The sequence below is a fragment of the Sodaliphilus pleomorphus genome, assembly GCF_009676955.1.
Lineage (GTDB): Bacteria > Bacteroidota > Bacteroidia > Bacteroidales > Muribaculaceae > Sodaliphilus > Sodaliphilus pleomorphus.
Genome location: NZ_CP045696.1, coordinates 891,453 through 906,406, shown reverse-complemented (window position 1 = coordinate 906,406; position 14,954 = coordinate 891,453). Strand labels below are relative to the sequence as shown.

Annotated in this window: 13 protein-coding genes and 1 pseudogene; 8 read left to right on the top strand and 6 right to left on the bottom strand. The window is 46.2% G+C overall.

Annotated features, from left to right (window positions below; genetic code table 11):
- Positions 1 to 42: 42 nt before the first annotated feature.
- Positions 43 to 336, bottom strand: a complete 294-nt coding sequence (locus GF423_RS14160; RefSeq protein ID WP_154327118.1) for a DUF4492 domain-containing protein — start codon at positions 334 to 336, stop codon at positions 43 to 45.
- Between the two features lie 221 nt (positions 337 to 557).
- Between GF423_RS14160 and GF423_RS03720 the strand changes: the two genes are divergently transcribed.
- From GF423_RS03720 to GF423_RS03710, 3 genes are all read left to right on the top strand, one after another.
- Entirely contained in the window at positions 558 to 1,361 is an 804-nt protein-coding gene (locus tag GF423_RS03720) for a restriction endonuclease subunit S domain-containing protein (protein WP_206113354.1), read from the top strand.
- Entirely contained in the window at positions 1,358 to 2,350 is a 993-nt protein-coding gene (gene xerA / locus GF423_RS03715; RefSeq protein ID WP_154327117.1) for a site-specific tyrosine recombinase/integron integrase, read from the top strand. The genes GF423_RS03720 and xerA overlap by 4 nt, the downstream gene beginning before the upstream one ends.
- Before the next feature lie 76 nt (positions 2,351 to 2,426).
- Positions 2,427 to 3,077 (top strand): restriction endonuclease subunit S, encoded by a 651-nt coding sequence (locus tag GF423_RS03710; RefSeq protein WP_154327116.1) that lies wholly within the window; start codon positions 2,427 to 2,429, stop codon positions 3,075 to 3,077.
- Here the strand turns inward: GF423_RS03710 and GF423_RS03705 are convergent.
- From GF423_RS03705 to GF423_RS03690, 4 genes are all read right to left on the bottom strand, one after another.
- A complete protein-coding gene (locus tag GF423_RS03705; RefSeq protein ID WP_154327115.1) occupies positions 3,050 to 4,306 on the bottom strand; it encodes a restriction endonuclease subunit S in 1,257 nt (418 codons plus the stop codon). The two genes, GF423_RS03710 and GF423_RS03705, sit on opposite strands and share 28 nt — an antisense overlap.
- 16 nt (positions 4,307 to 4,322) lie before the next feature.
- The gene (locus GF423_RS03700) at positions 4,323 to 4,550 is read right to left on the bottom strand and encodes a hypothetical protein (protein WP_154327114.1); all 228 of its coding nucleotides are present in this window, start codon (positions 4,548 to 4,550) and stop codon (positions 4,323 to 4,325) included.
- Positions 4,551 to 4,827: 277 nt separating this feature from the next.
- The gene (locus GF423_RS03695) at positions 4,828 to 6,468 is read right to left on the bottom strand and encodes an N-6 DNA methylase (protein ID WP_154327113.1); all 1,641 of its coding nucleotides are present in this window, start codon (positions 6,466 to 6,468) and stop codon (positions 4,828 to 4,830) included.
- On the bottom strand, positions 6,465 to 9,638 hold the full coding sequence (locus GF423_RS03690; RefSeq protein WP_154327112.1) for an HsdR family type I site-specific deoxyribonuclease: 3,174 nt from the start codon (positions 9,636 to 9,638) through the stop codon (positions 6,465 to 6,467). The genes GF423_RS03695 and GF423_RS03690 overlap by 4 nt, the downstream gene beginning before the upstream one ends.
- Before the next feature lie 275 nt (positions 9,639 to 9,913).
- Here GF423_RS03690 and GF423_RS03685 point away from each other — a divergent pair, with 275 nt between their 5' ends.
- From GF423_RS03685 to GF423_RS03675, 3 genes and pseudogenes are all read left to right on the top strand, one after another.
- Entirely contained in the window at positions 9,914 to 10,705 is a 792-nt protein-coding gene (locus GF423_RS03685) for a glycosyltransferase family 25 protein (RefSeq protein WP_206113353.1), read from the top strand.
- Between the two features lie 53 nt (positions 10,706 to 10,758).
- Positions 10,759 to 11,523, top strand: a pseudogene (locus GF423_RS03680) (glycosyltransferase family 32 protein); the annotation flags it as partial.
- 176 nt (positions 11,524 to 11,699) lie between these two features.
- Positions 11,700 to 12,653, top strand: a complete 954-nt coding sequence (locus GF423_RS03675; protein WP_154327109.1) for an IS30 family transposase — start codon at positions 11,700 to 11,702, stop codon at positions 12,651 to 12,653.
- 218 nt (positions 12,654 to 12,871) lie between these two features.
- Here the strand turns inward: GF423_RS03675 and GF423_RS03670 are convergent, their stop codons facing one another.
- Complete coding sequence (locus GF423_RS03670; RefSeq protein WP_154327108.1) at positions 12,872 to 13,063, bottom strand: hypothetical protein; 192 nt, start codon at positions 13,061 to 13,063, stop codon at positions 12,872 to 12,874.
- 81 nt (positions 13,064 to 13,144) lie between these two features.
- On the opposite strand from GF423_RS03670, the gene GF423_RS03665 reads away from it, so the two are divergent.
- Both GF423_RS03665 and GF423_RS03660 read left to right on the top strand, forming a co-directional pair.
- Positions 13,145 to 13,645, top strand: coding sequence for a T9SS type A sorting domain-containing protein (locus tag GF423_RS03665; protein ID WP_154327107.1), 501 nt, complete (start codon positions 13,145 to 13,147; stop codon positions 13,643 to 13,645).
- Positions 13,646 to 13,689: 44 nt separating this feature from the next.
- Entirely contained in the window at positions 13,690 to 14,916 is a 1,227-nt protein-coding gene (locus GF423_RS03660) for a hypothetical protein (RefSeq protein ID WP_154327106.1), read from the top strand.
- Positions 14,917 to 14,954: the final 38 nt, after the last annotated feature.

The window sequence follows — 14,954 nt, the reverse complement described above, 5'->3', positions numbered from 1 at the left end:
CTCATTTCTATCTCTCGGGGTGGGTGAGCAGGTGGCGGCGGCTCAGCGCCGGCCCGTCATCTGCTCGCGCACGTATTGCGCCTTCTCCTGGTCGTTGCGCCCCTTCGAGCTCAAGAAGTCGGGGAAGAAAATCCAGCGCAGTATCACAAAAAACACAATGAGCTTGATGCCGATGATGGCCCACAGCGTGCGCCCCACCGTCATGCCCTTGAAGCCGTCGCGGTAAAACCGGTACACCCTCACCGGCCAGCACGCCCGTTCACGGGCCGCCGGCGTGCTGAGGCCGTCTCGGGCCGCCGAAGTGTCGCTGTGGGGTGTGGTGCAGGTCTTGCTCATGTGTGCAAAAATTAAGTGAGGTCAATAGTTTCAATCTACAAATATAACCAAAAAAACCTAAAATCCAACCCTCTCCCCGCATTTTCCCCCGAAAAAAAACCGCCACCCACCCACAACATTCTCGCGCATCCATGCCCCAGCCATCAGTATTCGAAAATATTCACATTGCCCTAACACCTTTGCTTGAATCTCTGTAATCAATAAATCATAATTTAGAGGCAATGGCAAAACAACTCTACGACTACTGGTTCGTGCAGTTCGACTTCCCCGATGAGAATGGCAAACCCTACAAAAGTAGTGGTGGCAAGATGAAATATTGTGAAGAACTTCAAATAGAGATGCCAGATGGGTGGAATGTTTGTAGGTTAAGTGAGTTTGTCAGCAAGAATAATACTGGTGATTGGGGGACAGATAATCCATCCGAAAACTCAATTGAGATAGGATGTATTAGAGGGGCAGACATCATAAAGCTCAATAATCTTCCTAAGCGTTACATCAAATCAAGTAATAGAGCAAAGCTTCTTTCTGTATGGGACGTTGTAATAGAAGTCTCTGGTGGAAGTCCTATTCAAGCAACAGGGCGTAGTGCCTTTATAACCTCAGGAGTAATAGAAAGAAATGGAGGAAAGATAACGTGTTCAAATTTTTGTCACGCATTCTCTTTCAAAGATTACAAAGAGTCTGCATATTTCTTCTATATCTGGAAAATGTTCTATGACAATGGCATCATGTTTAATTATGAAGGGAAAACGAGTGGTATAAAGAACTTTATGACGGAAACCTTTTTGGCTAATAAATGGGTCAAAGCACCTAAGGGATTGATTTATAAGTTCTTTGATACCATAAAGAGCATTTATGCTAAAATAGATGCCAATATAACAGAGAGCAATGCCCTCATCAAGCAGCGCGACGAACTCCTACTGCTTTTGATGAATGGTCAGGCAACGGTAAATTATGATTTAATCTTTCTATGTTCTCCGAAGTTTCCGTTATTATGGTATGTCACCAAAATAATAATTAGATGAAAGAGAAAACAATAGAGAACATTCTTGCCGAGATGTCTGATATTTTGGATACAAGGCAACAAGAAAGATTGCGAGAGGTATTGAAAACCGCCTTTGAACAAGTGGTAATGATGCCAGTCAAAAGTGAAGAACAACAACGAGAGCAAGCTAATGGCGAACTACTACAAGCCTTTATTTCTGCCAAGAAAATAGAAGGTTGCTCAGAGAAAACATTATGCTACTACCAATCGTCCATAGAAGCCTTGTTGAGAAATGAACAAAAACGAATAGGTGAACTCGAAACAAACGACATTCGCTCCTATCTTGCTCGCTATCAAGAGGAACGTGGCTCAAGTAGAGTTACGATAGACAACCTAAGGCGCATATTTTCCAGCTTCTTTGCATGGTTGGAGGATGAAGACTATATCGCTAAAAGCCCTGTACGCCGTATTCATAAAGTGCGTACTGAAAGCCTTGTCAAAGAAGTAATAAACGATGAACACATGGAGGTATTGCGTGATACCTGTCACGAAATCAGAGACTTGGCAATGATTGACTTGTTGGCTTCCACAGGTATGCGTGTAGGCGAATTGGTAAAGATGAACCGTGAAGACATAGACTTTCACGAACGGCAATGCGTTGTATTTGGCAAGGGCAACAAGGAAAGAGAAGTCTATTTCAATGCTCGAACAAAAATACATCTTAAACGGTATCTTGAAAGTCGAACAGACAAGAATCCTGCTTTGTTTGTATCTTTGTCCTTGCCCCACAACAGGCTGACAATAGGAGGAGTAGAAACACGTTTGCGCCAACTTGGTAAGCAAGCAGGGCTGAACAAGGTGCATCCGCACAAGTTTCGTCGCACCTTAGCTACTATGGCTATTGATAAAGGTATGCCCATTGAACAGGTGCAGCGGCTATTAGGACATGTAAAGATTGATACTACCCTACATTACGCTATGGTAAATCAAGCAAATGTAAAAATGGCACACCGAAAGTATATAGGCTGATAGTTGGCATTTTATCTTTGATTTCTTCGTCACTTTGCTTTGGGAACTGTATCTTTGCAGTAAAATAGGAGCAAAAATGAAGTTATCAGAGATTATTGATGTTTTTATAACAGGAGATTGGGGCAATGAGTCTCCAAGTTTAGAAGCCCCTCATGCAGTTTCTTGCGTGAGAGGAGCAGACATCGTACCCATAAGTAACAATGAATTTGTCAATATTCCCCTTCGCTATGTCTCTGAGCACTCATTTCAACAGAAATTGCTACAGGTAGGAGATATTGTTATAGAGAAATCAGGAGGAAGTCCCACCCAATCAACAGGGCGTGCTGTGTATATCTCTCAAGCCCTGCTCTCCGCATCAAAGAATGTTGTTTGTTCTAATTTCTGCGTTGCTTTTAGAGTAAAAGAGGGATGGAACTCATTCTTTATCTATCAATATTGGCAGTATCTGTATAATAGTGGCGTGTTTTTTAACTTTGAAGGGAAAACATCAGGTATAAAGAACCTCCAATTGGATATAGCCCTCTCTACCATTGAGATTGAGCCATATCCAATTGAGAAGCAAATATCCATAGCCAACTGCTTAGAAACTTTTGATGAGAAAATTGCATTTAATCGTTCGATAAATCATAATTTACGTGCAAGGCGAGAGCAGAGGAAAAACTTGTTCTCTCTGCCGAGCCGAAGCCGTAAATGGCGACGTCAGTCGCAATTTAGAAGCGACACCTGACCGTTCATTAGCAATGGGAGTAGTTCATCACGTTGCTTTATCAATTCCAATATCTGTTGTTTATTCTTAACCATCTGGGTTAGCAGAGTATCAAAAAAAACTCTTGGATGGAAGTTGTTTGAATTTTGTGGGGCTATTACATATATTTCCTTTAAATCTTTATCAGATAAGTGTCCTACAGTTGAACCTTTGGCATTTTTCTCCTTAGCTTTAATATAAGGTTGAATGTTATAGTATGTCTGAATTGCGGAAATAGAAGAATCTTCTTTCATTCTAAACCTTACACATCGTTGATTTAGGTAGGCAGTATTATCATGCCAATAATTCATATGGAAGTTTCCATCCATTCCCACTAATAGATCGCCTTCTTGAAGCTTGTACTTGTCATCGGTTTCTTCTAAAGAATATGCAGAAACAGTTCCTTCTAATATATCCCTAATTCTAACTATTGGGGTAGATGTGACTTCTTCTGTAAAATTCTCTGTTGCAAACGGAAAACCATATCTCACATTGACAGCATCAAAGATATTAACAACTTTCCATGTTGCCGGAATTTCTCTTTTAAGTACATTATTCCATACCATCAAACCACCCGATGACTTGTACGGCTTGCCATTCTCATCGGGAAAATCAAACTGCACGAACCAATAGTCGTATAGCTGCTTTGCCATCGCCACTAAATTATGATTTAGCGAACGATTGATTTCTATTTTACGGTCAATGTTAGAGAAAAGTTTCCCTATTTGCTTCTGCTCCTCTATTTCGGGTAGAAGAATAGGCATTTCTTCTATTGTTTGGATAGACAATGTATAACGTTGCCCACTTCCACTTGCGCTATTAGCAAAATATTTACGACTCATATTTGAGTGCAAAAAAGCATTGAGATAACAACCGACTACTTTGCTTTCATCAGGTGTAATCAAGGCGCAATGATAGCCTAATACGACATCTTCAAAATCATCAGCTATGTAAGTGGCAATACCAATATCATAACGTGTTTCACTATCTTTTGTCAGTGCAACTTGCCCTTTTTTGAAAAGGAAACGACTAATTTCTTTATTATTGGCTGTAGCCTCCATAAAATTATCATGTTTATCTTTGGTTATAGCCCAATTATAATAGACATCCGTAAAATTACAAAGGCGAACATTAGTTTCACTCTCTTTTGTCTTTTTGTCAACACTACTAATTTCAACTGTGGCAATATCCTTGAGTCTATACTTTTTCATTGTGAATATAGAAGTATTAATGTTCATTATTATATATCTTTATGATATAATCAACAGTTGTTTCTTTGTAAATAGAAGGTACACCTTTGGGTATTTCACCTTTTTGTTCATACAATTCTTCTTGACTCTTATTTCTAAAATTATATATAGAATAATCGGTATTGTCCTTTATATGATTTTCGTTAATAATTCGCCATATGTCGTTTTTATTAATAGAAGCTTTAGCCTTGATTTCATTCTTCATAGAAGATACGCATCAGTTTAAGACTATCTGCTGAATATCCTCGCAGTCCTGGCAGTAATTGGCGCAATCGGGTACTTATAGCTTCCAATGCACCAGTCCCCCCAAACTCCTTGTCGGGTGTTAGCTGAAACATATTTGCCCACACTGAAATAGGTTGCCAACTGAATGCGATTAACACCTTTGGCTGCTTCATACTGTCCTTGCAGAGTAGCGTTCTTTATGGTTTCAGCCGCAATTTCGTATGCTTGTGATATATGATGTTGCTCCATAATCTATTTTACTCGTTAAATTTCAAACTATCCAACTGGCGCATGATTTCATTTTCAAGCTTGTGACTTTCGGCAAATTGCTCAGTGAGCGTTTTACGGTAGTCAGCCATGCGTTTGTTGAATTTCTCTTCGGTAATATCTACATATTCGATTTTTATATCGAAATATTGACCCGCTGAGAGTGAGTAGTTTTTCTCCTTGATTTCATCATAGGAAACTACCACCGAGAAATCATCTATCGCTTCGGCATTGTTGAATGATGAAATGATCTTTTCTACATCCTCATCGTGGAGCACAGTCTTCTGGTTGCCGTCAATCTTGGTTTTTTCACCAAGTTTTGAAGCATCAATGAGCACGACAGAATCACGTTTTGCCGACTTATCGAAAAATAGCACAGACACATTAGTGCCAGTGTTGGCAAATACATTTGACGGCATCGATACCACACCATACACAATCTTCTTGTCGACAATGTGCTTCAAGATTTTATTTTCAATGCCTGATTTTGCAGTGATGAAGCCTGTGGGAATCACGATAGCCCCCTTTCCTGTATCTTTTAGCGAGTTGATTACATGCTGAATGAAGCAGGTGTATATAGCCATACTTTCTTTTTTCTTGGCAGGCACCCTAGGCACTCCAGCCCAAAAACGTGCAGGTTGCGCGGCAAGCTTTTCGCGGGTGTCGGAGAAATCCATTTTGAATGGTGGATTGGAAACCACATAGTCGAATTGACGCAAAGCCGTGCCGATGTCGTTCTTGTGATAAGGTGCAACGAGTGTATCGCCTTGAATTGCGTTGTCGAGCGATGTGACAAGGCCGTTTAGTAGCAAGTTGAGTTTTAACATCTTGTTGCTGCGCTGTGAAATGTCCTGTGCGAAGATCGTGCACTTGCTGTTGCCTATTTGGTGTGCAAGCGCTATCAGCAACGTTCCAGTCCCTGCCGATGGGTCATAGATTTCTATGTTGTGCAGATTCTCATCATTGCCAACGAGCAGTCGGGCCATAATTGTTGCAATAGCGTGTGGAGTGTAATATTCGGCATATTTTCCACCTCCTGCAGTGTTGTAATCTTTGATAAGGTATTCAAAGATGGCGGCAAAAAAATCATAGCCACTTGAAAATGCTTTCTCGAATGAGAAGTTTACGAGTTTGTCAACCAATGCACGAGCGAATGCAGGACGCTGGTCGGAGTCGGTGACGTAGGGTGTAAGTTTCTCAAATAGTGGAATTTTGGTGTTTTGGGTAGTTTGCGTGGAGAAAATATCGAGATTTTGCTCGGCAATATCAGTCATTGTTGCATCAAAAATTATGTCAAAATCTCCTCGGCTTGATTGATTCCATAAGGTAGAAAGCAAGTGCTGTGGCTGGAGTTTAAGCGATTCAGGCGGCAAAGCGATCATGAGTAATTGCCGCTCATTATCGGTGAGTTCGGTATATGCTTTTTCCCACTGATCGGCATTTCTGATTTTATCTGCAATGCGACTTTTTGCTCGCTTTAGTTCATAACCGAATTTATCATTCAGAAATTTGTAGAGAAATATTTGGGTGATAATTTTGTACTCGTTGCCGTCGTTGCCAAGTCCGTAGGATTGGCAAGTAGCTTTTAAATCATCTATCAGTCGTATTGTTTCTTTTTTAATATCCATTATGCTTGGTAAGTTGCATTATATTGATTGAGATATTGGCGTGCAATGCCATTTTTCACGAAGTTGTAGTCGTCAGGAGTAGCCACATCTGATATTTGCGGGAAATGGTACAGAATATCTGAAACCGTGGAAAGAACGGTTTGCTCAAAATAGGCATCCTGTTTAAGAATGTTGTTTCGGTCGTACACCTTTGAGTCGACCTCGTCTTTTATCATTCCAAGGATTACACATATTTCGCTATCTGAAAATGTGAACAGAGGACTCTTTTTCTGCGACTTTCTTTTAGTATTTACTTCCCTGATGCGTTTATGCAGACGTGCAAATTTCGCATCGCCATTATATTTTTTGAGCAAGTTGTTGTTGGCTGTTTGAATTGCCCTCAACCGTGTGATGATAGAGTCAAGTGCAGCGTTTTCTTCGTTATATTTGGCGATAGAGTCAATCACAAAGCCATGCTCTTTGAACCGCTGGGTAAAGGCTTCACGAAGTGTAATAAACTCTGGGTCGTCAGGGTCAATGTTCTCGGTAAATGCACGGATTGTGTCACGCCATTTGTCTTTCAGCTCTCTGCCGCCTGCAATGATTTTGAGTTCTTCCTCCCCAATTTTTGAGAAAGTGAACTCAATGTCTTGCATCGCTTCATTTACAAGGACAGCAGTTTCCTCGTTCGCAGAGAATGCTTCCTTTTGATTGATAATTGTAATGTGGTGTTGAACCTCTTTAAGCATATCAGGGAGTTTCGTCAGCTCAACCTGTGCAAATTTTTCCTTTAATATGTCATCGCCGAAAGTACGGACAAGGTTGCCGCAGTCACGTGCTGCTTCAAGAGCTTTCTTAAGTTCAAGCAACACTTTTTTGTCTTGGATTGTAGAAACTTCCGAGCTGAACTCCTCAACGTTGTCAGTTGTATAATCAAAGAGAGTGTCTTGAATGTCGCGCATCTTATCAATTATTTCCTTTGGATTTTCAAGAACTTGTGTGAATGTGTTTGTAACGTTTAATCCTGTCTCATCTGGGTCGTTAAAGCGGTTGAGCTCTTGAAGATATGCCTCGTTAGTCTCTTCAAAATTGCGTTTGATGTCGGCAAAGTCGATCACATAGCCATAGCGGTTATCCTTGTATGGGCGATTGACTCGTGTGAGCGCTTGAAGTAGATTGTGGTCTTTGAGTTTTCTGCCAAAATAAAGGCGTTTAAGTCGTGGTGCATCAAAACCGGTCAATAGCATATTGTATACTATTAACACGTCGACAGTCATGTTCTTTTTGAAATCTTTTACAATTTGCTTCCTTGTTTCTTTGTCATCAGAATCGTGAAGAATAAGGCGTGCGCGAATGTGGGTTGACACTGAAGCCAATTTGTTCATTTCATTTTGAACTTCGTCCCAGTAAGCTGCTATATTGCGAGCTTGGCCGCTTGTTTCGCAGATTACCATACCGCCAAGAGTGTTGTCGCCGTGTTGCATGCGGAAGCGCGACAGGTCGGTAATAATATAGCGAATTAGTTCCTTCACATAGTTTTCGTGTTCAATAATCGCTGATTTTTTGACATCTTTCTTCTGTACAAGGTGCTCCAAATTATCCATAACTTGGGTAAGCTTTTCCCTGTACGAGGTTTCTATGTCCTCGCGAATTATTTTTAACGTATAGCCGTCGGCAATAGACCGGTCATAATAATAAGTGTGGAAATAATGGTCAAACACTTTTGCCGTAGCTCTTTCCTCTTTTAAAAGTGGAGTTCCAGTGAGGGCTATTTTTATGGAGTTTGGGTCTGCGTCAAATAAGTTGGCGAGAAAGCAACCGCCAGGACGATAGCCTCGATGTGCCTCGTCAAGAATGAACACTCGTTGGAGATTTGTAGCATATTGTGGGAGAGTTACTTTTTCTTTGTCTTCGGCAAATCGTTGTATGTTGACAACGGTTATTTCTTGTTTTCCGCTTGTCCCTTGTTGAGATTTGTTCTCGCGGAATTGTTGCATTAATTCACTTCGAGTATTGGCTGTTGTAACAACTAAGCCGCGTGCTTCAAATTCCTGTGTGGCTTGTTCAAGTAGATCAATTCGATCGACAATAAAGTAAAATTTAGCAACCTTATTTTGCTTTGCAAAGTAATCGTTGAGAATATATGTTAGGTGAAATGACAAAGCTGTTTTGCCACTGCCTTGAGTGTGCCAAACCACACCCGACTTGGAGCCGTTGTCGAGTTGCTTGCAAATGGCCAAAGAAGCAAACATTTGTTGATAACGCATAATGTGCTTTTGGTCAGTAATCTCAATTTTTCCATCCACTTCTCTCTCTGATTTTACATATGCAATGCCGTATCGCAGAATAAAAAGCAATCTTTCGGGTGAGCACATCGAAGTCAAGATGCGATTTGTCGGTGTGTTGGTATTGAGATTCGTTTGATATTCGGGCGTTGTGTGAATGACTTGACAGTTATAGTCTTTTAAGATAGCCTTCTCAATATTCTTGTCAATGGGCTTGTAAGGGAAATCTCTATTGTAAGGGGCTACATCAAGATTTGCACGATTTTCCTCTCTGAAACAGTTGAAGGGAGCTGATTTTCTTGCTGCTGTGCAGTAGAATGCTCCTTGAAGCGGCACAATTCCTCCCATTGTGTCGTATTCCATATTGTTAGAGAATATCATCAGCTGAGTGATATTGATGAAAGATCTGAATCTCTTATTAGGGAAACGCTGAAGATTCATTCTCTTGCTTTCCGCCACCATGCCTCCTGAGTTGTTGGGTTTTTTAACTTCAACGAAGCACAGGGGCAATCCATTGACAAATAGAGTTATGTCAGGTCGAAATTCGTCTTGACCATTCTTGCAAGTAAATTCAGCAGTAAAGTGGAAAGCATTGTTGCTTGGTTGATCAAAATCAATCAAGCGAATTGGAGAAATTGATTTAAGACGGTAATAAAAAGAGCGGCCTAAATCATCATTCTTTAATTCTTGTCTTATTTCTTGCAATACTTGAAGTCCTTCACCTTTATGCTCAGGGTTTATTTTGTCGAATTGAGTACAAAAAACTTCAATCAAAATATTTGTGTCAGGGTCATATATGACATTAGCATCCTCTTCGGAAATTTTTCCGAAATAGGAGTATCCTAATCGTGTTAGATGTACCATTGCTGGCATCTGAACTCTTGTGGCTTCATTGAATTTTCCGCTCATGTCGTTTTTTTTTGTTGGTGCTCCCTGGTCGACCAGGGGGCGGTGGTGTGTTGGTTGACAAAAGGCTCGATTGCTTAGTTGTTGCAAATTTAGTGTTTTTTTTGCTTATTGCGCTGTGAGGGCGGGTGAAAAATGTGGGGCTGTGTGGTGCTATTGTGGTGCAGATGTAGTAATTTTGCACCGGTTTTATTTAAACGATGCTGTGCCGGCCTTGCTGCCGCGCCGCGCGAGCGGCTGCGACCAGCGGCGGGGCAGGGCGCGCACACACTGGACGCATGCTTGACAATATAAAAAAGGATTTCACCTCCACCACTGCGGCGAGTGCCCCGGCTGGGCAGCAGGGCTGCGAGGGGCTCACGATCTTTGTGCTGCACGTGAGGCAGGGCTACGACGACCGGCGGCGGCACATGGAGGCGATGATGCAGGCCCACGGACTGCACTTCGAGTATGTGCTCGAGGACGACAAGAGCGACCTCACGCCCGACGTTGTGGGCCGCTACTTTGCCGGCGACATGGCCCGCGTGCAGGCCGCCACCTCGTGCGCTGCCAAGCACCTGGCGGCCTACCGGCGCATCGTGGAGCGCAACCTCGAGGGCGCGCTCATCCTGGAAGACGACATGCTGCTGCACCGCGACTTCAACCGCGTGATGGGCGAGTGCCTGGCCGAGGTGCGCCGCCGCCACCTCGATGGCGCGCTGTGCTCGCTCGAGGACAGCCTGCTCAAGTTTGTGCCCCGCAGCCAGCGCCGGCGCGGTGTGCACCTGTACCCGGCCCAGCGCGACCGGCTGGGCGGGGCCTACTACTGCACGCGCGGCGCGGCCATGACCATCCTGGCCGAGGCCGAGCGGCGCAAGTGCGACCGCCCCATCGACCTGTTTCACAGCCTGCTGCTCTCGCAGGGCCTCATAGGCTACTACTGGTGCCACCCCTGCATTGCCTCGCAGGGCACGGCGTGCGGGCGTTTCTGCTCGTCGATCGACCGCCGCGGCCGTCGCAAGCAACGCTACCGGCGCCGCATGTGGCGGCTCAAGCTCGCCTACAAGCGGCTGGTGTACTACCTGAGGTAGGGCTGCCGCGACAACAACGATAACGATAACAATCACAATTAACAAAGACAACAACGACTACACACTACACGCGCATGATACCCAAAGTGATACACTACTGCTGGCTGAGCGGCGACCCCTATCCCGACAAGATAGCCCGGTGCATGGCCACGTGGCGACAAGTGATGCCCCACTACAAGATAAAGCTGTGGAACACCAGCAACTTCGACATCGGCAGCGCGCCGGCCTATGTGCAGCAGGCCTGCGCGCAGCGCAAGTGGGCCTTTGCGGCCGACTACATACGCATGTGGGCCCTTTACACCGAGGGCGGCATCTACCTCGACAGCGACGTGCGGGTGCTCAAGCCCTTCGACGACATGCTGGGCCACAACTTCTTCAGCAGCATGGAGTATCACCCCAGCCAGGTCGAGAGAATGGGCTCCATGGCTATGATCGACGCCCAGGGCCGCCGCATCAAGGACGGCTATGTGTCGGGCATCCAGATTCAGGCTGCCGTGATGGGCGCCCAGGCCGGGTGCCGCTATGTGAAAGACGTGCTCGACGACTATGAGCACCGCACCTTTGAGATGCCCTCGGGCACCCAGGGGCAAGGCGTGCTCTCGCCCTTCATCTACGCCCGCGTGATGGAGCGCTACGGCCTGCGCTATGTGGACCGCGACCAGCAGCTCGACGACGGCATCATGATCTACCGCTCCGAGGTGTTTGCCGGCAACAAGCACGAGGCCACGCCGGCCTCCTATGCCATTCACTACTGCGCTCACAGCTGGAAGCCCGCCCTGCTGCAACGCCTTGCAGCCAAGCTCAAGCGAAAATGCTAATTCCAATTAGAAGTGCAAAACTCTGCGGTGCATTAAAACATGAAAAACACCGCGGAGGTTTGCCTTGCGGCTGGGGGCGCGAAGCCCCCAAAGAGCATTGGCGGATAACTTAAGCAATACAAAAAAAGAGGAGATCTTTCGTTCCCCTCCCTAAGATTAATTAATTTTGTATTGTGATGTATAAACAATTAACCTCGGAGCAAAGATACACAATAAGTGTGCTACTCCAAACGAAATTCTCACTTAGTTTCATAGCCGAGACTATTGGTGTGTCAGTAAGCACGGTTTCTCGTGAGCGAAGGCGTAATTCTAATGCTAAAGGCGTTTATGACGCACGTGCGGCCGTATTGAAAGTCAAACGACGCAAGGCCAGGACACCTGGCAATCGCCGTATCGCTCCCTATGTACGCAGCCGTGTTTTTGAACTTATCCGTAAGGAGCAGTGGTCGCCGGAGGAAGTCGCCGGATGGCTTGGCAAGAAAGAGGGCATCACGGTGTCCAAGTCAACCATATACAACTGGATAGCGGCCCTTTCCCCACATTACGGGGACAACATCCGAAAGCACCTCAGGCATGGAGGCAGACCAAGGCAAAAGTCCTTGCTTACCACCAAGGCGCATATTCCCAACCGCCTCTCCATTGACGAAAGACCGGAAACGGACTATGGACAGACCATAGGAGACTGGGAGATGGACACCATCGTCGGAAAAGAAGGCAAAGGTGCCATCGTTACTCTGGTTGAGAGGAAGAGCAGCTTTATGCTCATGGAGAAACTCGATACGGGAAAGCAGGCCGTTCCACTGGCATATGCCGTGGTGAGACTCTTACGGGAGAGCGGTCTGCCTGTAAGGTCGATAACGACAGACAACGGGCCGGAGTTTGCCGCACACGAAATCATTGCGAGGGAACTTAACACGAAAGTTTACTTCGCACATCCGTACTGCTCGTGGGAGAAGGGAGCCATCGAGAACATGAACGGGCTCATCAGGCAATATATTCCGAAGAAGACGGACTTTAGGGGTATTTCAAGGCTATATGTCAAGAGCATCATCGAAAAATTAAACAACAGGCCTAGAAAGAAAAACGGATTTCGCAAGCCCAAAGACATGATTAAAGAAAAAATAGCGTAACTTTGCACTTGCTTCTGGAATCCGCCAAAATTGGCAAAATAGTTAATAAAGGTTAAAATGAAAAATTTTATGCCCAAAAATTATGTTGCATAACATAATTGTCTTATCTTTGCATCGGTTTTTCATGGTATTAGTTTTTAAGGTTACGAGATACCTGGCGTCGTGAGACGGTTCTTATTTCGTTTTTGTTTAAGGTTTATGTTAATGGTATTAGAAGGTTAATTAGTTAAGCAATCCCAGATAGCGATATCCGGGATTTTTTTTGTTTTTCCCCCCACCTCCTCAACAAAAAATATTAAAAGCGGGCTGCGCCCGAAGATTGCCAAAAATGTTTTTTCCCCTCCCCACCCACCTTTTTTGCAACCAAAAAAGTTTGCTAATCTCAAAATAAAAGCTATTTTTGCAATCATTTTAAACTAAAATGCCTCGATTTATTTCATTTCTGAAGTAAGAAAGAGAGGCGCAATTGTGTAATTAAAAGAAAATAGCTTATGAAAAAATCAACTCTACTGTTGCTGGCACTGCCCCTGCTCCTTCCTGTTGCGGCCAGGGCCGTCGACGGCAGCGACGTGCTTGTGGTGCGCACCAGTGGCGGCGACAAGCCCAACGTCATCGACGAGGTGCGGCGCATCGACTTTGCGGGCGACAAGGTGAACGTGGTGTACCGCGACACGCAGGCGGCCACGGCCACCTATGCCTTCGACGATGTGAGCGCCATTGCCTTCAACCTTTTGCCCACCGGCGTCGAGGCGGTGACGGCCGGCAAGCCCGACGACGCCGCCCTGCTGCTGCGCGTGATGAGCGATGGCAACGTGCTCAAGGTGAGCGGCTGGGACAGCGCGCGCCAGGCCACGCTCGAAGTTTTCAACCTGCAGGGCATGACCCTCGCCCGGCTGGCCGGCTGGCACGGCCAGGACGTTGACGTGAGCGACCTGCCGGCTGGCGTGTATGTCGTGAAAATTGGCAACAAGGCCGCCAAGTTTATCAAGTGAAAAAACAAAACTCAATCATCAACGCAAAAACAACATCACACACTATGAAAAAAATACTACCTATCGCGGCCCTGCTGCTTGCGGCCGCAATGCCGGCAGCGGCACAGCAAAACACGCGCACGGCGCTGCTGCACATGAAATCGGGCGAGGTCAAGGAGTTTAACGTTTCCGACCTCGACAGCATCACCTTCACGCAACCCGTCGACTACGACAAGGTGGTGCAGTGCAAGTATGGCATGGGCGTGTACTACGGCGACGGCGAGTACTACACCGTGGTCTCGACCGACTCGCTCGACCCCAGCGGCTATCCCACCCGGGTGGGGCAGGTGAGCGTGTTTTTCTACGCCATCGGAGCCAAGTCGGTTTATTCGCCAGCTGCCATCCTGCCCAGCGGCCGCTATGTGGCCTCCACCTCGTTTGCCCAAGGCACGCTCTACCAGAGCGACCGTTACCTCTACGCCTTTGAGTGCACCGCCATCAACGACGGCAAGCCCACGGGCAAGAAGGTGGCCTTCGACCTGGGCGCCGAGGCCAATGTGGAGTACAAGAGCGACGGCACCTATGCCATCGACATCAAGGGGCGCTCGTCGTCGACCACCGAGGGCTTCAGCAACGTGCACCTCACCTTCGACGGCACCATTGCCTATGCCAACAAGGATGCCTCCTACTATGAGCTCTACGATCACGACTACAATTTTGTGCCCAAGAACCTCTCGGCCGGCTACACGGCCGGCACCTCCTATGGCGACTACAGTTGCTCGTTCTACACCGTGCCGCTCGACTCCAATGGCTACACGATAGGTGCTGGCGAGCTCATGAATGTGGAGCTGCTCACCAAGCCCGACTCGGTGATGAACCTCGACGACCTGCTGGGCGAGTACAAGGTGACCAGCGCCATGCAGGGCCCCTACGAGCCCGGGCGCTTCCTCGAGGGCATCAACTACAACATGTATGGCACCTATGTGAGCATAGGCACCTACATCAACGAGTATAACGACGAGGGATATGTCACCCCCAACACCAAGAGGGGCTTTGTGAAAGACGGCAAGGTGACCGTGACCAAGGACGGCGACAAGTACCGCTTTGTGTGCGACCTCGTGCTTGAAAACGGCTACAAGCTCACGATGGACTACTCGGCCGACAAGAGCTGCTTCGTCAACAGGGCCGGCGCTCCGGCAGCCCGCACGCCCATGGTGAAGAGCCGCAACGCCGCCGCCACAGCGACCGCCAGCCAGCCCGCAGCCTTGCGCCTGGTGAAGGTGAGCAGGTAGCGCCTGCCACTGTGGCACACGCCACCACAACGACGAGG